The sequence below is a fragment of the Enterococcus olivae genome, assembly GCF_053760925.1.
Genome location: NZ_JBSMVT010000032.1, coordinates 1 through 22,230 on the forward strand (window position 1 = coordinate 1; position 22,230 = coordinate 22,230).

General features: G+C 42.9%; 19 protein-coding genes. 5 read left to right on the plus strand and 14 right to left on the minus strand.

Features of this window, described 5'->3' with window-relative positions:
* Positions 1–286: 286 nt before the first annotated feature.
* The 8 genes from ACWODM_RS14590 to ACWODM_RS14625 all read right to left on the minus strand — a co-directional run bounded on the left by ACWODM_RS14590 (position 287) and on the right by ACWODM_RS14625 (position 8,313).
* Positions 287–1,471: a phosphoglycerate dehydrogenase gene (locus tag ACWODM_RS14590; RefSeq protein ID WP_455322076.1), complete on the minus strand. Its 1,185-nt coding sequence runs from the start codon at positions 1,469–1,471 to the stop codon at positions 287–289.
* On the minus strand, positions 1,472–2,557 hold the full coding sequence (gene serC / locus ACWODM_RS14595) for a 3-phosphoserine/phosphohydroxythreonine transaminase (protein WP_455322077.1): 1,086 nt from the start codon (positions 2,555–2,557) through the stop codon (positions 1,472–1,474). It abuts the gene before it with no gap.
* Between the two features lie 179 nt (positions 2,558–2,736).
* A complete protein-coding gene (locus ACWODM_RS14600; protein ID WP_455322078.1) occupies positions 2,737–3,771 on the minus strand; it encodes a Gfo/Idh/MocA family protein in 1,035 nt (344 codons plus the stop codon).
* A 536-nt stretch (positions 3,772–4,307) separates the two neighbouring features.
* Complete coding sequence (locus ACWODM_RS14605; RefSeq protein ID WP_455322079.1) at positions 4,308–4,706, minus strand: hypothetical protein; 399 nt, start codon at positions 4,704–4,706, stop codon at positions 4,308–4,310.
* 93 nt (positions 4,707–4,799) lie between these two features.
* Positions 4,800–5,768, minus strand: coding sequence for a sugar phosphate isomerase/epimerase family protein (locus tag ACWODM_RS14610; protein WP_455322080.1), 969 nt, complete (start codon positions 5,766–5,768; stop codon positions 4,800–4,802).
* The gene (locus tag ACWODM_RS14615) at positions 5,765–6,484 is read right to left on the minus strand and encodes a ThuA domain-containing protein (protein ID WP_455322081.1); all 720 of its coding nucleotides are present in this window, start codon (positions 6,482–6,484) and stop codon (positions 5,765–5,767) included. The genes ACWODM_RS14610 and ACWODM_RS14615 overlap by 4 nt, the downstream gene beginning before the upstream one ends.
* Positions 6,481–7,230, minus strand: coding sequence for a sugar phosphate isomerase/epimerase family protein (locus ACWODM_RS14620; RefSeq protein WP_455322082.1), 750 nt, complete (start codon positions 7,228–7,230; stop codon positions 6,481–6,483). The genes ACWODM_RS14615 and ACWODM_RS14620 overlap by 4 nt, the downstream gene beginning before the upstream one ends.
* 9 nt (positions 7,231–7,239) lie before the next feature.
* Positions 7,240–8,313, minus strand: a complete 1,074-nt coding sequence (locus tag ACWODM_RS14625) for a Gfo/Idh/MocA family protein (protein ID WP_455322083.1) — start codon at positions 8,311–8,313, stop codon at positions 7,240–7,242.
* Positions 8,314–8,508: 195 nt separating this feature from the next.
* Here ACWODM_RS14625 and ACWODM_RS14630 point away from each other — a divergent pair, with 195 nt between their 5' ends.
* Together ACWODM_RS14630 and ACWODM_RS14635 are read left to right on the plus strand one after the other, a co-directional pair.
* Positions 8,509–9,180 carry a hypothetical protein gene (locus ACWODM_RS14630; RefSeq protein ID WP_455322084.1) on the plus strand — a complete coding sequence of 224 codons (672 nt, stop codon included), beginning with the start codon at positions 8,509–8,511 and terminating at the stop codon, positions 9,178–9,180.
* Entirely contained in the window at positions 9,171–9,452 is a 282-nt protein-coding gene (locus ACWODM_RS14635; RefSeq protein WP_455322085.1) for a transcriptional regulator, read from the plus strand. Before ACWODM_RS14630 ends, ACWODM_RS14635 begins: the two co-directional genes overlap by 10 nt.
* 30 nt (positions 9,453–9,482) lie before the next feature.
* Here ACWODM_RS14635 and ACWODM_RS14640 read toward each other — a convergent pair whose 3' ends face one another.
* Positions 9,483–10,319, minus strand: coding sequence for an AraC family transcriptional regulator (locus tag ACWODM_RS14640; protein WP_455322086.1), 837 nt, complete (start codon positions 10,317–10,319; stop codon positions 9,483–9,485).
* 52 nt (positions 10,320–10,371) lie between these two features.
* Here ACWODM_RS14640 and ACWODM_RS14645 point away from each other — a divergent pair, with 52 nt between their 5' ends.
* Entirely contained in the window at positions 10,372–12,549 is a 2,178-nt protein-coding gene (locus ACWODM_RS14645; RefSeq protein WP_455322087.1) for an alpha-galactosidase, read from the plus strand.
* 347 nt (positions 12,550–12,896) lie between these two features.
* On the opposite strand, the gene ACWODM_RS14650 is transcribed toward ACWODM_RS14645, so the two are convergent.
* From ACWODM_RS14650 to ACWODM_RS14660, 3 genes are all read right to left on the minus strand, one after another.
* Positions 12,897–13,274: a type II toxin-antitoxin system HicB family antitoxin gene (locus ACWODM_RS14650; protein ID WP_455322088.1), complete on the minus strand. Its 378-nt coding sequence runs from the start codon at positions 13,272–13,274 to the stop codon at positions 12,897–12,899.
* Between the two features lie 44 nt (positions 13,275–13,318).
* On the minus strand, positions 13,319–13,507 hold the full coding sequence (locus ACWODM_RS14655; protein ID WP_455322089.1) for a type II toxin-antitoxin system HicA family toxin: 189 nt from the start codon (positions 13,505–13,507) through the stop codon (positions 13,319–13,321).
* Between the two features lie 169 nt (positions 13,508–13,676).
* Complete coding sequence (locus tag ACWODM_RS14660; protein ID WP_455322090.1) at positions 13,677–15,629, minus strand: sucrose-specific PTS transporter subunit IIBC; 1,953 nt, start codon at positions 15,627–15,629, stop codon at positions 13,677–13,679.
* A gap of 215 nt (positions 15,630–15,844) precedes the next feature.
* On the opposite strand from ACWODM_RS14660, the gene ACWODM_RS14665 reads away from it, so the two are divergent.
* Together ACWODM_RS14665 and ACWODM_RS14670 are read left to right on the plus strand one after the other, a co-directional pair.
* Complete coding sequence (locus tag ACWODM_RS14665; RefSeq protein WP_455322091.1) at positions 15,845–17,341, plus strand: sucrose-6-phosphate hydrolase; 1,497 nt, start codon at positions 15,845–15,847, stop codon at positions 17,339–17,341.
* Positions 17,342–17,352: 11 nt separating this feature from the next.
* Positions 17,353–18,336 (plus strand): LacI family DNA-binding transcriptional regulator, encoded by a 984-nt coding sequence (locus tag ACWODM_RS14670; RefSeq protein ID WP_455322092.1) that lies wholly within the window; start codon positions 17,353–17,355, stop codon positions 18,334–18,336.
* A gap of 48 nt (positions 18,337–18,384) precedes the next feature.
* On the opposite strand, the gene ACWODM_RS14675 is transcribed toward ACWODM_RS14670, so the two are convergent.
* Both ACWODM_RS14675 and ACWODM_RS14680 read right to left on the minus strand, forming a co-directional pair.
* Positions 18,385–20,019 (minus strand): glycoside hydrolase family 13 protein, encoded by a 1,635-nt coding sequence (locus tag ACWODM_RS14675; RefSeq protein ID WP_455322093.1) that lies wholly within the window; start codon positions 20,017–20,019, stop codon positions 18,385–18,387.
* Positions 20,020–20,593: 574 nt separating this feature from the next.
* A complete protein-coding gene (locus tag ACWODM_RS14680) occupies positions 20,594–22,216 on the minus strand; it encodes a glycoside hydrolase family 13 protein (protein WP_455322094.1) in 1,623 nt (540 codons plus the stop codon).
* Positions 22,217–22,230 lie beyond the last annotated feature (14 nt).

A 22,230-nucleotide genomic window follows, 5' to 3' on the forward strand; every position in this document is an offset into this window, starting at 1 on the left:
ATCTTGTATGTGATAAACTTTTATCATCAGTAGACATAAAAAAACTCCTTTCGATTTGATAAGCGGTTGGTAGCCACTTATTAGTATATCGAAAGGAGTTTTTTAACGCTAAAGCTACTTCGTCCACACCTATAAGCGCGCGGTTTTTTTGTTTCACACGCTTTGCGAGTGAAACGGACTAAAGTCATTAATAAAAAACGTCTGAATCCCTGTTTTCACAGAGATCCAGACATTCGTATACTTTTTTAAACAATTGCTTACACAGTTTCTCTAGGGCAAGTCAAACTCAGTATGGTACTTCAGTTTTCTTGATCACGCGTACACGGATCACATCTGAATTGGCTTCCAATCGAGCAACGACATCGGCAAGCTTAGCTTCTTTTTCTTCGTTGACGTCCACCAATGTATAGGCATAGTCGTCACGTCCACGATTGATCATGTTATCGATGTTGATCCCTGCAGAAGCGATCGTTGAAGAAATTTGGCCCAGCATGTTAGGTACATTTCGATTGACGATTGTGATTCGATACGGCGAATGGAAAGCCATTTCTACCGTAGGAAAATTGACTGAACGCTTGATGATTCCTGTTTCCAAAAATCGTTTCAGCGTCCGCGCAGCCATCTTCGCACAATTGATCTCTGCTTCTTCTGTTGATGCGCCTAAATGTGGCAACACCAAGATTTTTTCGTTGTTCAAGAGACGTTCATCGGCAAAGTCTGTCGTGAAGCCTGCCAAATACCCATCATTGATGGCTTTCAAAACAGCTTCTGTATCGACGATTTCTCCTCTTGAGAAGTTGAATAATTTCGCTGTTGGTTTCATTTGCGCCAGTTCTTTGTCACTGATCAGATTTTTGGTCTTTTCTAGCAATGGGACATGGACGGTGATGAAATCACAGGTTGTAAAAATTTCGTTGATCTCTTTGGCACGGCGCACACGACGAGAAATACTCCAAGCAGTGTCCACAGAAACATGCGGATCGTAACCGACGACTTCCATCCCTAGACGGTACGCGTCATTGGCAACCATCGCACCGATCGAACCCAGACCGATCACGCCTAATTTCTTCCCTTCCAACTCGTTGCCGACAAATTGTTTTTTGTTGGCTTCAACTTGTTCTTCCACATCGGCACCACTCAAGTTCTGTACCCAGACAGCACCTTGAAGGATCGGACGCACGCTCAATAGCAAGCTGGTGATTACTAATTCTTTGACGGCATTGGCATTGGCACCTGGTGTATTGAAGACCACGATCCCTTGCTCCGTACATTTCTCAACAGGGATATTGTTTGTTCCAGCACCTGCACGGGCAACGCCTAAAACAGAAGGTGGAAAATCATAATCATGTAGTTTTTGACTACGCAAAATGATTCCTTCTGGATTTTTACTTTGATCGATCGCATAGTTCTCTTTGTCAAAACGAGACATCCCTTCAGGAGCTATCGCATTGAACGTTTTAATCTGAAACATTTATTTCTCTCCATTCTCATCTTCGAATTTTTTCATGAAAGCGACTAATGCTTCGACCCCTTCTTTAGGGAAAGCATTGTACAGACTGGCGCGCATACCACCTACTGAGCGGTGTCCTTTTAAGTTTTGGAAGCCTTGTGCGAGTGCTTCTTGGTTGAATTTTTTATCCAGTGCTTCGTCACCGGTCACAAAAGGAATATTTGTGATCGAACGGTCTTCTTTGGCTACCGGACTTTCGAATAAGTTCGACGCATCGATTGTTTCATACAGCAAGCCCGCTTTTTCTTGATCCTGCTGCAAGACAGCTTCCACACCGCCTAGACTTTGAATCCACTCAAACACAAGTTTCGCAATATAAATGCCATAGGTCGGTGGTGTGTTGTACAAAGAGTCGTTTGTTGCTTGAACAGCAAAATCCAGCATTGGTGAGAAGATTGGCTCTGTATTCAGCAAATCTTCGCGAATGATCACGACTGTCAAACCAGAAGGACCGATATTTTTTTGGGCGCCTGCATAAATTAAACCAAAATCTTCTACTTTGTAGTCATTGGCTAAAATATTCGAAGACATGTCCGCTACAATCGGCACATCCCCTGCATCAGGGATCGTTTGGTAAGAAATCCCACCAATCGTTTCGTTGGTTGTAATATGCAGATACGCTGCTTTTTGGTCGATTTGATCTTTGGTAATCGTTGGAATATAAGAAAAGTTTTTGTCTTCACTTGAAGCAATCACTTCAACTTCGACACCTTCCACGGTTTTAGCGGCATTGATGGCTTTTTTTGCCCAGGCACCGGTATTGACGTACAAGGCTTTTTTACCTACGGCTAAATTCAAAGGGATCATTGAGAACTGCAGACTCGCGCCCCCTTGAAGAAACAATACTTTATAATTTTCGGGAATTCCCATAATTTCTCGTAATAATTTCTCAGCGTCTTTGATGATTTTATCAAATAAGGAGGAGCGATGACTCATTTCCATTACGGACATTTCACTACCTTGATAATTCAGAAGTTCAGCTTGGGCTTTCTCTAATACTGGTTTTGGTAAGATGGCAGGGCCGGCGGAAAAGTTATAGATCGTCATACTGTTTTTTCTCTCCTTTAGAGTTAAGATGTGAGCTCATTATAGCAGATGAGAGTAAAATTAGAAAGATTTAATCAAATGAATTTCATAATTTTCTGAAAAATCGTTCGTCTTTCAAAATATCTGAAATGTTAAAAAAGCTCCAGCAACAACATCGGGTCGTTACAGGAGCTTTGGGTTTATTGTTCAGCTAATTCAAATAGATGATCGATCAAGGCAAGAACCTCTCGTACTTCACTGTTTTTCACGATTGGTTCAGCATTTTTCCGTAAAACGTCGTGAACATTACTATAATAAGAATCATATTCTGCCGTTGGTTCTGGGAAGGTCAACTCTTCCATCGCTTCTTCAGAAGGTGGTGCCATCGTTTTGGTCAAACCCACACCTGCTTGGATCGGTTTCGGAGCAGAGACATCCTCCGCACCCGTTGCTCGAATGAGTTTTCCGGAAAGATCCCAATCATCGATTCGACCTGTTCCTTCATAGCCCTTGATGTACCAGCGTGGAAGTGTCGTGTAATTGCTCGTGCCGACTTCGATCAATGCTTTGACCTCATTTTCAAAGGTAATGTAGCAAATGAAACCATCGTCAACTTTGTCTCCCAATACATAACTGAAATCTACGACGACTTTTTTGATCGGGCTCTTGACTAGCCAAAGGATTTGATCGAGTAGATGAACGCCCCAATCTAGCAGCATACCACCACCGTGTTCTGGTAGGTGTCGCCAGTCTCCAGGAATTCCGTTGGCTCCTTGGACACGAGATTCGATTTGGAAAATTTCTCCGATTTGTTTGTTTTGATAAAGATCACGAACAACGAGGAAATCGGGGTCCCAGCGACGGTTTTGGTGAACCATGAAGGTATTTCCGGTTTCTTTAGCAACCGCCAGGATTTCGTCCAATTCAGCGACGTTCATTGCTACTGGTTTTTCGCAAATGACGTGTTTTCCTGCTTGCAACCCGCGAATAGACAACTCTTTGTGGCTGTCATTTGGCGTAGCGATCAAAATTGCTTCGACCGTCTCGTCTGCTAAGACTGCCTCAAAACTTTCATAGATTTTTAAGCCTTTTTCTGATGCTGCTTGGTGTCGTTTGTCTAAGACGTCGTACACACCTAGCAGGTTGATTTTTTCTTTTTCTTCTGTCATCAAAGTATGGGCGTGGTAAGATCCCATGCCGCCATACCCGATGATCACAAAATTGATTGCTGACATTTGATTGACTCCTTGTTCGTATGAATTATTGAGATTCCTTTTATTAGTAAATCTTGTAAGTGTGTTGAAACTTCCAGGAATACCCTTCAGAAATTTTTCTCGTGGTGCCAGACCGCCGAGAGCCTTTTACAAAGTCTCTCGACTGCTGGCGTTCAAACTCTGAGTAAGTGGTTGCCCACTAACTCAGAGTAATTCATCCAGACTCCTTTAAGGCACGACGAGAAATTTCCTACGGGTTTTCCTTCCAGTTTCTGATCTACGTGACAATTACAAGCAAACAAATTGGCTTGTGTATCCATTCCCAGAAACTGGAAGGCTGTCTGGGAGGAAAATCCCTCATCGTGCACCAAAGATGAGGATGAATTAGCCAGAGTTGCAGCAGAGATTTTCTGCTGCGTACTTTGGCTTTGAACGCCGAAAGCTGCGAGACTCTGCAAGAGGCTCAAAGCGGTCTTGCACCATGAGGAGATTTTTCCGGACAGGCAGTCTGAAAGTTTCCCAATCGCTCGTTCATCAGGAATTGTCCTGACGGTGACTTAGGTTGTTAATTTACTGATTAGAGAGCGTGTGTAGATCAAGCCTAAAAGTAGGCCTCCTACAAAGACACACCAAACTAACGGCATAAAAATTTCAGCTGTCGTATGGTAGACATAGGGATTTTCAGAAACCATGTAGGGCTTACTTCTGAGAAAGTAAATCGTTACTTTGTCTCCTTCTCTCCAGGACGATTTTGAAGCATCTACTCCGTAATCATTTTCCTTGAAGTTATAGGTTTTGATCTTGTGTTCATCGACTTTTATCAGTGCTTCCGTCTGCCCTTTTTCCCCATGTAAAAACATCTGTTGATCTTGCCAAAAGCTGTAAGAACTGATCGGCATTAATATTGTTACACCACCAAGAAAAATCATTCCTAAAATAAATAGAATTTTTCTCAATTTAGCACCACCTTTTATACGTTTTCGTATCATGGTACCTTACTTCATAATGCCTGTCACCTTATTTCTAAATCTAGTCAATAGGTTTATTTTTTACGCCCACCACATATCGGTTGGTTGGTCTTTGATCATGATGCTCTTCAAGTTGGTGATCGCACGAGTCAAGCCTTCGTCAATCGACATGATTGGATCTTCATGCTCGATACTTAGGACATAATCGTAGCCGTAAATACGCAAAGCAGAAATAATGTCTGACCAGACTTGCAAATCGTGTCCACAACCAACTGAACGGAAGGTCCACGCACGGGTTTTAACATTTCCATAAGGTTGCATATCTGTTAGACCATGCATGTTGATATTGTCTTGATCCAAGTAAGTATCTTTCGCATGGAAATGATGAATCGCGTCTTCTTTTCCTAAGATTTTGACTGCTGCAACAGGATCGATTCCTTGCCACCACAAATGACTTGGGTCTAAGTTACAACCAATCGCTTTTCCTGCTGCATCGCGTAAACGCAACATAGTGTAAGGCGTATGCGCCAAGAAACCACCGTGTAACTCGATCCCGATTTTCACACCAGCCGCTTCCGCTTCTGTATTGATATCTTTCCAATAAGGAATTAATTTTTGTTCCCACTGATACTCGTAGCTATCGTTGTACTCTGTTGGCCAAGGCAATACCGGCCAGTTGACTTGGGTATCTGTCGCGTTTCCACCAGCTACACCAGAGAAACCATTGACAACAGGTACATTCATCAAGTTTGCCAGCTTGATTGTTTTGCGTAGCAATTCATCGGCTTCTTCTGCCACTTCTTTGATTGGAGAAATTGGATTGTGATGGGCACTCAATGCAGAAATTTCTAAGCCTTTGTCAGATAATTTGTGTAAATATTCTTTTCTTTCATCGCTACTGGCTAATAATTTATCAATATCTAAATGAGCACTACCTGGAGAACCACCGGTACCGATCTCGACTGTTTGCAAGCCTTTTTTGGCTACTTCTTCAATCATTTCATCAAAACTCAAATTGTTAAATAATGGGGTAAATACGCCTAATTTCATTCGTTGTTCGCTCCTTCTCTTGCTTCGTAATGTCCATAAGTTGGATAGTTGTTTTCTGTTGGTGCACACCAGCGAATGCCGTTTTCGATCACTCGCTGAACTTTTTTATCATAATAGCTTGGATAGGTCTCATGTCCGGGTTGGAAGTAAAAAATCTTGCCATTGCCACGACGATAGGTACAGCCGCTACGGAAGACCTCTCCTCCAGGGAACCAGCTGACAAAGATCAATTCATCGGGTGCAGGGATATCAAAGTGTTCCCCGTACATCTCTTCTTGTTCCAATTCAATGTACTCACCGACGCCCTCGACGATCGGATGACTAGGATTGACATTCCAGATGCGACAATGTTGACCGTCTTCACGCCATTTTAGGTCACAAGATGTACCCATCAATTTTTTAAATATTTTGGAGAAATGTCCGGAATGGAGCACGATCAAGCCCATTCCCTCTAGTACCCGTTGATGGACACGAGCAACGATCTCATCAGACACCTCATCGTGTGCTTTGTGTCCCCACCAGATCAAGACATCCGTCTCTGACAGCACGTCTTCTGTCAGTCCGTGTTCCGGTTCATCCAGCGTAGCGGTCTTCACAGAAAACTGCTCACCGATAAACGACGCCAGTTGACCGTGTAGCCCCTGCGGATACACTTCTTGGACCACTGGATTGGTCTTTTCATGACGAAACTCATTCCAAATCGTTACCTGTATCATTGATAGACCTCCTCGACTAGCTGCTGCAAGCGTTCAACATTCACCTGAGCAGCTTCAAGTGGTGTCAAAGTTTGGAAGGCTTCCTGTTCGACAACCAACCAAGGTAACGCTAATTCTTTGGCTTTCTCAAGATATGCCGCAAGAGGCAAGGTCCCTGAGCCTAATTCTGTACTTTCTTCTGGGTCTGCCTGCTTGTCTTTGACATGGAATAAACCAACCTGTTCTTGGTGGGCATCGATCCATGGTAAGACCTCTTTGCCAGCAAAGGCCAACCAGTAAAGATCGACTTCTAGACGAAGGTCTTTGACGTTTTTGGTTAGAAAATCAAGTAGATCTTGGTTCTCGATCTCTGAAAATTCATGGGCATGATTATGGTAATAAAGCGTCAAGTCCCGTTTAGCAGCTTCCTGAGCAATCGTTTGGACTTCTTTGGCAAATGCTTGCCATTCTTCAAACGTTTGAAAACTCGCGTAAGGAATCACTACTCGTGAATTTCCGATCGCTTGTTCAAAATCCAGCGTTTCCTCCAGATTGTTTTTCAAGTCTTCATAACGCACATGGGAACCGGCTACTTTTAAACCAGTCTCTGTTAATAAGTCTTTGATCTCCACAGCGGTTTTTCCATGATAGCCGGCAAATTCAACACCGTCATAGCCAAAGGTTTTGACCTGCTGCAGAGCGGCGGCAAAATCTTGTTGACACTCTTCTTGAATACTCCAAAGCTGTAAGGCAATTTCAGGTTTCATAGCGGCCTCCTAGATATAAACGGGTTCGCCTGTTTTAGCAGACTTGTAGATCGCTTCTAAAATTTCTGTTACGACCAAGGCTTCTTCCGGTTTAACGACTGGCTCTGTGTCATTTAGAATAGCATCGACGAAGGATTGCGCTTCTAAAGTTGCTGGATCTTCGCCGGCACCGTCGTAAAAATCAACTCCGCCTGTTTCTAGTTCTACTTTCTTTTCAAACAATAAACCGTGAGCTTCCCCATTGATGCTCAATCCATCATTCATGTCTGCTCCGCCCTTTGTTCCAAACAAGGTCGTTTTTGCTTCCTTGACGTCCAGACTGTTCAATGCCCAGCTAGCTTCCAAATAGATTGTTGCTCCGTTTTCCATCACGACAAAACCAAATGCTGAATCTTCTACCGTGAATTTCTCAGGGTCCCACGGTCCCCAAGCATTGGCTGCATTTTTGGTTTTTGCTAGTTCATGATAAGTATTGCCAACGACATATTTTGGTTTGTAGTTATCCATCATCCATAATGTCAGGTCTAGGGCATGTGTACCGATATCGATCAACGGACCGCCACCTTGCGCTTCTTCATCTAGGAATACGCCCCATGTTGGTACTGCACGACGACGAACGGCATGAGCTTTCGCTGAATAAACCTCTCCTAGCTCGCCTTCTTGTGTCACTGCACGCAAATGCTGTGAATCTGTACGGAAACGGTTTTGATAACCAATCGTTAGTTTCTTGCCTGTGCGTTTAGATGCCTCGAGCATTTCCCGAGCTTCTTCTGACGTTTTGGCCATCGGTTTTTCACACATTACATGACTACCAGCTTCCATCGCAGCGATCGATAGTTCCGCGTGAGATGAATTAGGTGTAAGCACATGGACGATATCCAACGTATTTTCAGCTAACAATTCTTTATAATCTGTATAGACTTTGGCATCCTCTGTTCCATATTTTTCTTTTGCTTCAACTGCAAGTTCTGGGACGATATCGCAAAACGCGACCATTTCTACTTCCTCTACATTTGATAACGCAGGTAAATGCTTTCCTTTAGCGATTCCGCCACATCCGATAATTCCAACTTTTACTGACATTTGCTTTCCTCCTGAAAACGTTTTAATTTTTGATAAGTATATTATAACGAAGAACAATGACAGATTCTTCCTACATTTCTCCCAAAAAATTCCCGGATATTGCTCTTTTTTCATTCTTTTTTGACAATTTTCTTCGCGAACTTTATAATATAAAGTAACTTTAAATTTGAAAGTCATAAAATTGGAGGAAATACGATGGATAAAAAGAAAGCTCTTAGCGATATTTATACAATCAAAGAAATTCTCGTGAAAAACCAGACAACTTACCGTTCGTTGGGACAGTTGTTAATGCTGGTAGGAGGTGTCAGGCTTCTCGATCTCGTTCTTTCGTTGCTTCTTTTGACCTTCCAGCCATCTCTGCAGGCTGCTGCCGCAGGAAAAAACCTGATCGAAGGGCTTGCTTATGCCGCTTTGCTTTATTTTTTAGTAAAAATAACAAAAAAAGAGCAAAAAAGCCGCAATGATTTCTATCTGTTCACCTTGTATTCATTGCTCACGGTTGTCTTGGTCTTGCCTATCCTTTTTCTTCTCGTTCGGCTAGCTAGTAGTGTCTTTCCGGTTCAGCAGGATATTTTTCAATTTTTTACTTTGCTTGACCAGTTGAGTGTCTTTTTACACGTCGTCTTGTTCAGTGGTTTTCTGTTTTTATATGGCTCGATCAGTCAAAGAAAGAGCTGTCAGCTCGGAAGTCTACTTCATTTATTGCTTTACTTGCTTTTGCTGGCGTTTGGTCAAGAGATTTTTCTGGGAGATAGCTCTGTCGTGACCAGCTTTTCTCAGCTTTATTACGGCTTGATCGTCAGTGTCGGCTATTGTTGGCTTGGCTTCAGATTCATACGACACCATGAGGCCGAGTCATGGAATTAAACGACGTACATGAAGTCTTTTTTTCTAAACTACGACTTTCGATCATCAGTCATTTAATCAGCAAAAATTTATATTTTTCTGAGCTGAAGCAGCTGACCCAAGCAACGGACGGCAATCTAAGTGTCCAATTGAAAAAGCTGGAGTCTTGGCAGTACATCACTTCAGAGAAACGGCTCCATCAAGGAAAAGCCGTCACCGAATATGCTTTGACAAACAAAGGACAAAAAGAATTTCGTACCTACATCGAACTTTTGGAATCCTTTCTAAACTAAAAATAAGCCGCCTTTGAAAACCAAGGCGGCTTATTTTGCGGGCACTATTTTTTTACGATAGGCAGTTGGCGTCTGCCCCATTTCTTTTTTGAAGACCTTCGAAAAATAATTGACATCGGAAAAACCGACTGTCTGGGCGATCCGCTTGATCGTCCATTCACGCTGTGGCAAGAATCGAAGCGACTGCACGATCCGATAGTTACTCAAGTAATTCATCGGTGTCTGATGGAATTCTTTTTCAAACAGACGAATGATCTGATACTTGGACAAGGAAAAGATTTCCTCCAATTGATCCAAAGAAATCGTTGCTTGATGATGGGTTTCCAGATAGTCTTTGATTTCCTCGGCAACGGTCGCTTTCTTTTTAGAGGAGAGACTCTTTTTTATCTTCAAGAACACTTCGTAGCTTTGCAGTGAGTGGGCAAAAAAATCCTCAGACGTGGTTAATAGCACATCTAGTTTTGCAAAAAGATCGGTTCTAAAATCAGTAGGTTCCACTGACAATATCTGAATGTCCTGTGTCAACCACTGCAAGTATTCTCTAGAAAATTCAATATAGAAAAAGCTCCACTCTTCTTCCCCACGATAGTAAGTAAAGGTATTTGGCAGCTCTGCCAGAAAAAAGGTCCCTTCCTTGAGTTCATAAGTTTGGTGGCGGGTTGCCAGATAGCCTTTCCCCTTTAGCGTATATTGGAAGACCACCATATGTTCCCGTTGCTCATTGTTCCAAAAGTATTCCTTCGGCGAATGATCGATCCCGATCGCTCGAATGTAGGGCAAGCCTTCTGTTCCTTCAAAAGGAAATTTCTTTAAAAAGAAAGGCTGCAATTTTTTCCTTTTTGCTAAAATTTTTTCTTCTTGTCCCATCTGTCCCACTCTCCTATGATTAAGTATACCCTAATTTTTAAGGAGGAGCCTTATGCCAATCCATTTTAATGAAAAAAATCAAACCTTTCATCTATCTAACAATCAAATCAGCTATGTCCTGGGAATCGAAAAAGGACGTTATATCACACATCGCTACTGGGGCAAAGCCTTGCCCTCTTATGAAGGAAGCAACCAACTCCAACTGGTGGATCGCGGTTTTGCTACCAATCCTTTTCCTGAAGAACGAATCTTTTCTTTGAATGCCCTATCTTTGGAAACCAGCACTCAGGGTATCGGGGATCACCGGATCGCCAATTATCAGATTCGATCGGCTCAAGGACATGACATTACTGATTTTCAGTACACTTCCTATACGATCCACGAAGAAAAAGAAGCCATTCCCGGCTTGCCCACAACCAAGGCCAACCAAGCCAAGGTCACTACTTTGGAGCTGATCTTGACTGACTCCTACCAGCAGCTTGAAATGCGCTTGATCTATACACTTTTTGAGAATCAATCGATCCTTACCAGACGAACGGTCTTTGCCAACTATGGAACACAGACGGTCTTTTTAGAAAATGCCGGTTCCGTCATGGTCGATTTTGCCACCGACGAACTAGATCTGATCACTTTGCATGGGTCACATACGAATGAAGCCAATCTTTCACGGGAACGGATTCGACCGGGCATCCAGCGTATCGAAAGTACTCGAGGAACCAGTAGTCCTCAGCATCAACCCTTTCTAGCATTGGCTGATCCTTGGACGTCCGAGTTTACAGGAGAAGTTTTTGGCTTCCATCTGGTCTATAGCGGCAACTTTATCGGACAAGTAGAGCGAGAGCAATACGGATCGATTCGTGCTCAGTTGGGAATCCATCCAGATCATTTTGAATGGGTACTGCAGCCCAATGAACGCTTTGACACTCCCGAAGCAATCTTGAATTACTCTGATCAGGGCTTCAATGGCTTGTCACAAAATTTTCACTACCTGTACCTCAACCACTTGACTCCAACGAGTTTTGCCAAAAAAAAACGGCCGATTCTACTTAATACCTGGGAGGCAAATTACTTTGACCTTTCGGAAGAAGCCTTGATCGCCCAGGCGAAAGATGCTGCCAAAGCCGGTATCGAGTTGTTTGTTCTGGATGATGGCTGGTTCGGTGAGCGTCATGCCGACGATTCTTCTTTGGGCGATTGGTTCGTCTCGTCCACTTTTCCTAAGGGATTGCAGCCATTGGCTCAGGAAGTCCATCGGCTAGATATGCAGTTTGGGCTTTGGTTTGAACCAGAAATGATTTCCAAAAACAGTCAATTGTTCGCTGCGCATCCAGAATGGGCTTTGCAGGTACCAGAATATCCTTTAACAGAAGGTCGCCAACAGCTCGTGTTGGATCTCAGTCGTGAAGAGGTCCAGAACTACTTGATCGAAACATTTTCTGCTCATTTGCAGACGGGAGACATCGACTACATCAAATGGGATATGAATCGACATTTGACCGAAGTCGGCAGTCTCGCTTTTCCCGCAGCACAACAAAAAGAGATCGGTCATCGCTATGTTTTAGGTCTCTACCGGATTTTAGAAGCGCTGACTACTACCTTTCCTGAGGTTCTGTTTGAAAATTGTTCCAGCGGAGGCGGTCGATTCGATCCAGGTATGATGTACTACATGCCTCAAACCTGGACGAGTGACAATTCAGATGCTTTGTGTCGTAGTATGATCCAGTATGGCTATAGTTATTTGTATCCACCGATCATGATGGGTGCGCATGTCTCAACAACACCCAATCATCAGGTAGGTCGACACACGCCTTTGGAAACCAGAGGCTTGATAGCAATGAGCGGAAACTTTGGCTACGAGTTGGATCTGCAAAAACTGCAACCAGAAGAATGGCTAACGATCAACGAACAGATTCATTTTTACAAGGAGCATCGTGCTCTCTTCCAATTTGGACATTTCTATCGTCTGCAGGCACCGAACAGCTTTTTTGCCAGTGCTTGGCTCTTCGTCAATGAGAACGAGGCGATCGCGATTTCCTTCAATGGTTTGTCACGCCCTGCGTTTCCAGCTATCTATTTGAAGCTGCACTATCTAGATCCTCAAGCATTGTACGAGGACGTGGTGACCAAACAGCGTTATTCTGGAGCCGAACTCAATCAAGCAGGTGTCTTGATCCCGAGAGTCAAACAGGATTTTCATACCCATGTCTTCCACTGGAAAAAATGTAACTAAAAAAACTTTAACACTCGTTGATTCTTTTACTCGCTTTCGCCGTACACTCTCAGCCATTTCTACCACTTAAGGGCAGAAAAGTGATCTGCTTCTGGATACCACTGCTGTTAAAAACTTGCAGATATTACTTTTTTGATACACTAAATATGTATAGAGGGGTTGCGCTAACAACTCCTCTGACAGCGTCGTCTAAAGAACGGTGACCGTTAATCTAATATTGCAAAAAGAAATAGCAGTACTCGGTTAAAGTGACTGCTATTTCTTTTTGCATTTTTTCGTCTCTTCTTCACTTTTTTAATTAAGGTAGTACTAATTCCTAAGCAGGTAGAAGCATTAATTTTTCAATATTATCCGTATCTTTCTATCAATGCTTCAGTTAAAATTTCTGAAAAGTTTACTTTGTCTTTCTCTCCCCTTGTAGCTAACCATTCTGGAACCGTGACATTTTTTCTGACAGTCTTTTTTTGGATATAAGGAGAAGGATCTCCTTGTATAAAGGAAATGATATCTTTTTGATTTTTTGTGCTTAAACTTGAAAATTCAGTAGCTTTTGGAAGAATTAGATCTTCATCAATATAGTAAGCTAACATCCCATCTAAAAATTCTTTTGCGTTACTCATGGCTTCTTCAAAATTGTCGCCTTGAGTTCCACCAGAAAAATCAGGAAAGACAACAGAATATCCTTCTAGTTCAGGCATGAAAATTACTGGATAGCTTTTCTTCAATTGCAACAGTCCTTTCAATAATTTTAGCGAACCAAAGGACAGAGCTATTTCAGACCTAAGTCCTTCAATAATTTTTGCTCAATACCAATTTTCAGATCCTTGTTGCCATGAACAGGAATTGATACAGGTTGGAAGCCCTCTTTGACCACGATATTGTGGCTTCCAGCAGTTCTAACCTTCTTCCAACCGTTTTTTTCGGCTAGTTTGAGCAAACTTTTTCCAGTAAGTGGCATTCGCGACTACCTCCTTACACAATATATTATACGCATAATGCGTATTGAATTCAAGTTATTTATGACAAATGAACTTAGAAGTAACTGAATTGTTTCCAATGCAGACAAAACAAAAAGAGATAGAAAGCTTATGAAACAACGCTTTCTATCTCTTTAAATTTACTCTTTTTTATCGTTGGCTTAACTGTAAAACATCTTCGCCGGCAGCAACCGTCGTTTTGCCCAAGGCGGTTACATCGTTATAAGATTTCGTGTTGGTCACAATGACCATCGTTGTGTCTTCATAGCCTGCTTTTTTGATGCCTTCCTGATCAAAGGTTCCTAATAAGTCGCCTTTTTTGACTTTCGCACCACTGACTTGTTTGGCGGTAAAATGCTCACCTGCCAAGTTGACAGTATCGATCCCAATATGAATGAGGATCTCTGCGCCATTGTCAGATTCGATTCCGTAAGCATGTTTTGTGTCATAAACAACCGTTAATGTTCCGTCAACAGGTGCGTATATTTCTCCGTTCTCAGGAATGATTGCTAAGCCTTTACCCATCATTTCTGTTGAGAAAACAGGATCATTCACCGTACTTAAAGCAACCGATTGACCCGCAACAGGTGCTCCCACGATCTCTGCTTTTACTTCAGAGGAAGCTACGGTTGTAGGAGTTGCTTCAGTCTGTGTCGGCGTTGCCGGAGCTTCTGGAGCTTCCTGAATTTCCGCCATTTTCTTTTTACCATAAACAAAGGTCAATCCAAAGGCCACGACAAAGCTGATCACACCGCAAAGCAAGAAGCTTTTCACGGATGGTGCAGCAATCGAGATGAATCCGATGATTCCCGCAGGTCCCATGGAAACAGACAATACGTGGAACAAGCCGATGAAGATACTCGCCACACCGGAACCAATCATGGCACAAACGAAAGGATATTTCAATTTCAGATTCACCCCAAAGATTGCTGGTTCTGTGATTCCTAGCATCGCTGAAATCCCTGAAGATGAGGCCAAACTTTTTTGTTTTTCATCTTTTGTAATAAAGAAAATAGCAAAGGTTGCCGCTCCTTGTGCGATATTCGCCATCGCAGCGATCGGAAAGATGAAGGAACCGCCCGTTCTAGCAACATCTGCCAACAGAGTCGTTTCGATTGCTGGGAAACTTTGATGTAGACCAGTAATCACGATCGATGAATAGAAGGTTCCGAACAAGCCTAGTCCCACAGCTCCTGTTGTGTTGTATAACCAAACCAGACCGTCTGTTAAACCATCTGAAACGGTACGCATCACAGGTCCTACAAAAATAAATGTTAAAAATCCGGTAATAATTACTGCTAACATTGGTGTAAAGGTAAAATCAAAGACTTTCGGAATACGCTTATGGAAGAAATTCTCCAAGTTCGCCAAAATATAAGAGACAGCCAAGACTGGTAAGACCGACCCTTGATAGCCTGCCTGTGCTACTTGTAGTCCAAATAAATTCCAGTATGGCATTGTCCCTTCTGCGATCGCATTCGCTACGCCATAGCCACTGACCAGATCCGGCATGACCATCGCCATCGCCATTGCGGCTCCAAGATAGCCGTTTCCGCCAAAACGTTGAGTTGCAGAAAAACCTACTAGTACTGGCAAGAAAGCAAAAGGTGCCGCCGACAGTAGATTGACAATACTGGCAAAGTCATTGATTGCAGGGAACATTTGGACGACTGATTCTGGACCAAATAATCCCGGTGCCGTCAAGACATTGTTGATCGCCATCAGCAAACCACCAGCAACCAAGGCTGGGATCAACGGAACAAAAATATCAGACAATACTTTTGCCAAAGCCATTAATGGATTGATCTTTTTCCCATCAGCTGCGATTTTCTTCAAATCATCTGTAGAGGCTTCTTTAACCCCTGTCAATTGAACAATCTCAGCATAAACCTTATTGACATCTCCTGGTCCAATAATGATTTGATACTGACCGTTTGTCTCAAACGTTCCTTTGACATCATCGTTATTGTCTAGAGCATTCTGATCAATCGTGCTGGAATCCTTCAGAACCAGCCGAAGACGTGTTGCACAATGTGCAGCAGCGATCAAATTTTCTTCTCCAACCGCTTGTATTACTTCTATTGCCACTTTTTTGTGATCCATCATTTCTCCTCCTTGGAATGAAATCGCTTTTTCTTTTTTCATTATAGCGCATTCACACAAATTGTCAAACGTTTATCAATTATATTTTAAAATAATTTTTAAAACGCAAGCAACATTGGTATTAAAGGCATATATCGATTGTCATACGTTTGACACGAAAGCGATTTTAAGGTATCTTTGAAAAGAAATATTCTATGTTTTAAAGGAGAATGCAAATGACGATCAATGAATGGACGACGGCTATGCGCTACCTTCCCTATGAAAAATGGGATCCCACGCATGTCCAAACACTAACAAAAACTGTACAAAATTCCAGCTGGCGCCTAGCCTATCATATCCAGCCAACTTCCGGTCTGCTTAATGATCCGAATGGTTTTTCCTACTTCAACGGACAATGGCACCTCTTTTACCAGTTCTATCCCTTTGGACCTGTCCACGGATTGAAATCTTGGTATCACTTGACTTCTAGCAATCTAATCGACTGGCAGCAAGAAGGCTATGGCCTGCTGCCAACGAATGAGCACGACAGTCATGGCGTGTATTCAGGAACTGCTTTGCCTGTAGGAGATCAATTGTTTCTGGCTTACACCGGCAATGTTCGGACAGAAGACTGGTCCCGTCTTTCCTATCAGCTAGGTGCTTGGATGGACAAAGAACAAAAAATCCAAAAAATCGACACCCCCTTGATTCCCGCACCACCTATCGGCTATACCCAGCATTTTCGCGACCCACAGATCATTCCTTACCAAAACGGCTACCTCCTACTAATTGGTGCGCAAAACCAAGCAGAGGAAGGAAAAGTCCTTGTCTATCAAGGAGATTCACTGACTGACTGGCAATTTTTGGGAGAGTTAGCTTTTACTGATCATTCGTTAGGCTTTATGGTCGAGTGTCCCAATTTGGTCTTTATCAATGATCAGCCGCTCTTGCTTTTTTGTCCACAGGGGATGGAAAAAGACGAACTGACTTATGGAAACATCTATCCCAACACCTTTGTCACAGGCGATGCCTTTGATGTAGATGACTTGTCCTTGACCAACCCAAGTCCTATCCAAAATTTAGACGATGGCTTTGATCTTTATGCCACACAAGCCTTTAATGCACCTGACGGTCGAGTACTTAGTGTCGGCTGGGCTGGCTTGCCGGAGTTGGAATATCCAACAGATGCAGAAGGCTGGGCACATTGTTTGAGTCTAGTGAGAGAATTGGATTTACAGGAAGGACAGCTTTATCAGCGTCCGGCTCGTGAACATCAGGATTTACGTCAAAGGCAGACTCCATTCCAAAGTACGATTCAGGAATTGCAGTCCCTGATAGAGGACAACCAACAGAATGCTTACGAACTAGAATGGACGATCTCAGCAAACAGCAAAGGGACTCTCCATTTGTTTGCCGATCCAGAAAATAAACACAGTTTAGCGCTTCATTTCGATACTAAAAATGGTAAGATAGTCTTAGACCGTTCTCGTGTCAGTCTACCAATCAATCCTGCCTTTGGAACCACGCGCTCTGTGTCTTTGAGTGCCGGGCAACCTTTGCATTTACAAATTTTCGTAGATCAATCGATTTGCGAGATTTTCGTCAATGACGGACGACACGTGTTCACCTCCAGAGTATTTCCAAACATAGAAGAAACGCAGCTGTTTATTGAAGGAACTCAAGGGAGCTACACAGGACACCATTGGGAGCTACGGTCGACATCACAAAACTAAGGAGTTCAACCATGGCGATCAAACTCACTGATGTAGCAAACAAAGCAGGCGTCTCTCCCACAACGGTGTCGCGGGTCATTAACAACTATGGTTCACTGAGTCAAAAAACCATCGACAAGGTCCATGCAGCAATGAAAGAATTGAACTATCAGCCCAACTCATTGGCTCGTTCCCTTCAAGGAAAAAACACTCAACTGATTGGTTTGATTTTTCCTTCTGTTGCTCATCCCTTCTTTGGTGAATTAGTGGAGAAATTAGAAAGCAAACTTTTTGACCGCGGCTATAAATCGATTTTGTGCAATAGCGCAAACAACAAAGAAAAAGAACGCAATTACCTCAATATGCTGGCAGCCAACAAGGTAGACGGTATTGTTGCAGGTGCTCATAATTTAGGGATTCAGGAATACGAAGAATTGAATTTGCCGATCGTGTCCTTTGACCGGGCATTGGCTGAAAGCATCCCGATCGTCGGCAGCGACAATTATCAAGGTGGTTGTCTGGCGGCTGAATATCTCTATCAGCAGGGAGCTAGAAAAATCGGGATCATCACAGGCAGCAATGCCTCTGATTCACCGACGAATGATCGTTTGGAGGGTTATCTCGATTTTCTGAAGAAGCATCAGTTAGAAGCTCAAGTCTTTCGTTTTGAATCCTTTGAGCATTCTCTCGTTCTAAAAAACATGAAAATCAAACGAATCCTAGAAGAATCCGATCTTGATGGACTATTTTGCACAGACGATTTGACCGCTTTGCTTGTCAGAAACAACTGTCATGAGCTCAATCTTGCGATCCCAGATAAACTGAAGCTGATTGGCTATGATGGCACACGTTTCATCCAAGAGCATTGTCCGCAGCTGTCTACCGTTATTCAGCCGATCGATGAACTGGCCGAGCTGTTGGTCGATCTTTTGATCCAGCGCATTATCCATCCTGAAAAAGAAATGTCTCCTGCCTACAAGCTACCAGTTCGTCTCTTAACAGGACAAACAAGCTAAACAAAACAAGGACTTAGAAAGTAACGATCACTTTCTAAGTCCTTGTTTTTAAATTTCACTAATTTGATACAAGCGTGCTTCATACGGACGCAGGGTCTCAAAATCATAATCTGGATAATTTGATAGCAACATCGAATTATTTGGTAGCTCTTTTAAAGAAACAAATTCTTTTGCTTGCTGACTCAAATTGACAACAACTACAAAAGCCGCTTCCTGATCTTTTCTTTCATAACAGAAGATCGCTTCTTCATCTAAATCAATATGTTGGAAGGCCCCTTCTACAAATGCAGAGTGTTCTTTTCTTAGCGCAATCAGCTGTTTGTAAAAATGATAAATAGACGTCGGATGGTTTTGCTCTTCTTTCACATTCAACCAGTCTTTGCTGTTGTGAGCTGCTAGCCAAGGTTCGACTTTAGAAAAGCCAGCATATTCTGACCCGTCCCACTGCATAGGGGTGCGGGCATTGTCTCTCGTTGTTTCAGAAACGACTGCCATCGCTTCTCTAGTAGAATAGCCTGCTTCGATCAATTGGAAATACAGGTTCCTAGAATCAACCGCATTGATCTCTTCGATCCCCATGAATTCTTTGTTGATCATACCGATTTCCTGTCCTTGATAAATGAAAGGTGTTCCTTGCAGCATCATATAGACCATCGCCAAGGCTTTACCAGAGATCGTTCGATAGATTTCTGAGTCATTTCCGAAAACCGAGATGCTTCTTGGCACGTCATGATTTTCCATATACAAGGCATTCCAGCCTTTGCCATCCGCCACTGCTTCTTGCCAGCGTATAAGTGCTTCTTTGAAAGACTGGACATCGATCTCATCGTCGTTCGTTTTTGAACGCCAAAGATTGATGTGCTCGAATTCAAAAATCATGTCAAAATAGCCGTCTTCACCAACCCAAACTTCGGCTTCCTCAGCGGTGACCCCTGAAGCTTCACCCACAGACATCATCTGATTTTTTTTGAGTAATTTGCTTAATTCCTTCAGGTACACATCGATACCTTCAACGTTTTGATAGTTCTCGCTCGCATTTTCCGGATTGCTCTCTTTGTCCCAGCTATCCTTCTTAATGTGAGAGATCGCGTCGATTCTGAAGCCATCGATTCCTTGTGCGACCCACCATTCGATCATTTCAAATACTTTTTGCTTCATCGCTGGTGAATCCCAGTTTAGATCGGGCTGCTCCTTCGCAAAGGCATGGAAATAATAAGCCTCTCTTTTCTCATCGTATGCCCAGACCGATCCGCCAAAAATAGATTGCCAGTCATTGGGTTCTTTGCCATCCACCGGCTCATGCCAAATGTAAAAGTCGCTGTACTCGTTGTCGTCACTTTCACGAGATTGTTGGAACCATGCATGCTGATCAGAGGTATGATTGATCACCAGATCCATAATGATCTTAATGTCCTGCACTTTTGCTTCCTTGACTAATTCTTGAAAATCCTCCATCGTACCAAAATCTTCAGAAATGGCACAGTAGTCAGAAATGTCATAGCCATTATCGACGTTAGGAGAGGCATAGATCGGGGTGATCCAGATAAAATCGATCCCCAGGTCCTTCAAATAGGGTAATTTTTCACGAATACCGTTCAAATCCCCAAGTCCATCTTGATTCGTATCTTTAAAACTTCTTGGATAGATTTGATATCCAATTGCTTCTTTCCACCATTTACTCATTTATTCTCTCCTTATTTCTATTAACGTATTAAAATTTCTAAGAGACGAAATTTTAGTCTGATTGAAATGCCGTATACCATTCCGCCAGTATGGAGTTCCTGATAAGCCGAACTGGTATCCTTCAAACGATTGATTGTTTGTTGTTTGCCTCTTAACACTACGAGAAGGTCTTGCTTCAGGTCAGCCGTGTAACCGTCGTGAGCCTATCGTCTCACGACTTTCAAGCTTCAAAGTCTCGGTAACCAATCAAATTGATAACGGAGACTAATTCACATTGAATTCTAGACACGGCGACAACGCAAGCTCTTCTCTCCGTTACGCTAAAAGAGTCCACTCAGTCATGAATAACTTTGATTCTGAAAGCAGTAGCTGTCTATGCTTAGCGAAACGAAACAACAAGGCTGCGACGTCACCGTGCCTAAGAGCCAATGTGAATTACTGGGGCTGGTCGCTTGAGCGATTAGTCCCAGTTTGAAGCTTGGCAGACTTGAGACTTTAGGCTTAAGTTGGTCTCACGGTCGACAAAAGCAGACTTTGTTGTGTAGTGTAGCGCCACTAAAAAAAACAAAATCTCCTAACTAACTTTGACAACAAAGGCTTGCCAAGGTTGTAGTTGTAGCTCTTTTAGAGAAGAAAGGTCTGCCGAAGTGTTTTGGATGATGACTTCTGCGACCGTTTCATCAGACGTAAAGGTCTGTTCTTCATTTGAAAAATTGGTCACGATCAACCAGCGTTCTCCTTCATAAGAACGATAATAACTAAAGATTTGATCACCTGTCTCAACCAACTTAAAATCTCCCCAAACCATGATCAGATGTTCCTTGCGTAGCTGAATCAATCTTTGATAAGTATAGAAAACCGAGTCTGGATCAGCCAAAGCCGCTTCGACATTGATTTCCTTATAATTGTCATTCAAAGCGATCCACGGAGTTCCTGTCGTAAAGCCTCCATTTTTTTCAGCAGTCCAAGCAATCGGACGACGGGCATTGTCGCGACCTTTGGCGTTGATCGATGTCAAGATCTCCTCTTTCGAATAACCTTGTGCCAATCGTTCTTGGTACATATTGATCGTTTCAATATCTTCGGCTTCAGAAATATCTGTGATCGGCGTATTGGTCATCCCAATCTCTTCTCCCTGATACACATAAGGCGTGCCCTTCATCATATGTAGCAGGATCGCCAGCATTTTTGCACTTTCCTGACGATACTCCTGGTCATTGCCCCAACGAGAAAGCATCCGTGGCAAGTCATGATTGTTCCAAAACAGTGAATTCCAGCCTTCGTTGCCTAATTCTGTCTGCCATTTCGTCAGGATTGCTTTTAGTTCAGCAATTGACACTGGTTTTAGATCCCATTTTTCTTTATCTGGTTGTTGATCCAATCCAATATGTTCAAATTGGAAAACCATCGACAGCTCATTGCGCTCTGGATTGGAATACAATTTAGCAATCTCCGGAGTGGCTCCCCAAGTCTCACCAACTGTCAGCAGATCGTGCTTACCAAAGCTCGCCTGATTCATTTCCTGCAAGTAGTCATGCAATTTGGGGCCATTGCCTGTGATTTCTCCCAAAGGGATTTTCCCTACCAGATCAATCACATCCATACGGAAACCACCGATTCCTTTGTCGATCCAAAAATTCATCATTTCATACACTGCTTGACGCACTTTTTGATTTTCCCAGTTCAAATCGGGCTGTTTTTTACTGAATAAATGCAAGTAATATTGACCACTGGCTTCATCCAGTTCCCAAGCACTACCGGAAAACGCTGAACGCAAGTCATTAGGCACACCACCATCTTCGGCAGGATCTGCCCAGACATAATAATCACGGTATGGATTCTCTTTGCCTTTTTGTGCCTCAACAAACCATTGATGCTCATCTGACGTGTGGTTCACGACTAGATCCATGACGATTTTGATATCACGTTTATTGGCTTCTGCCAAAAATTCGTCCATGTCTGCCATAGTCCCAAATTCTGACATGATCGCTTCATAATCAGAGATGTCATAGCCGTTGTCATCGTTCGGCGACTGATAAACAGGAGACAACCAAATCGCACCGATACCTAATTTTTTCAAATAATCCAGTTCCTCGATCATTCCATTGATATCCCCAACGCCGTCTCCGTTGCTATCTTTAAAACTGCGTGGATAGATTTGATAAACCACGACTTCCTGCCACCAATGTTTGTTCATTTTATCCGCTCCTT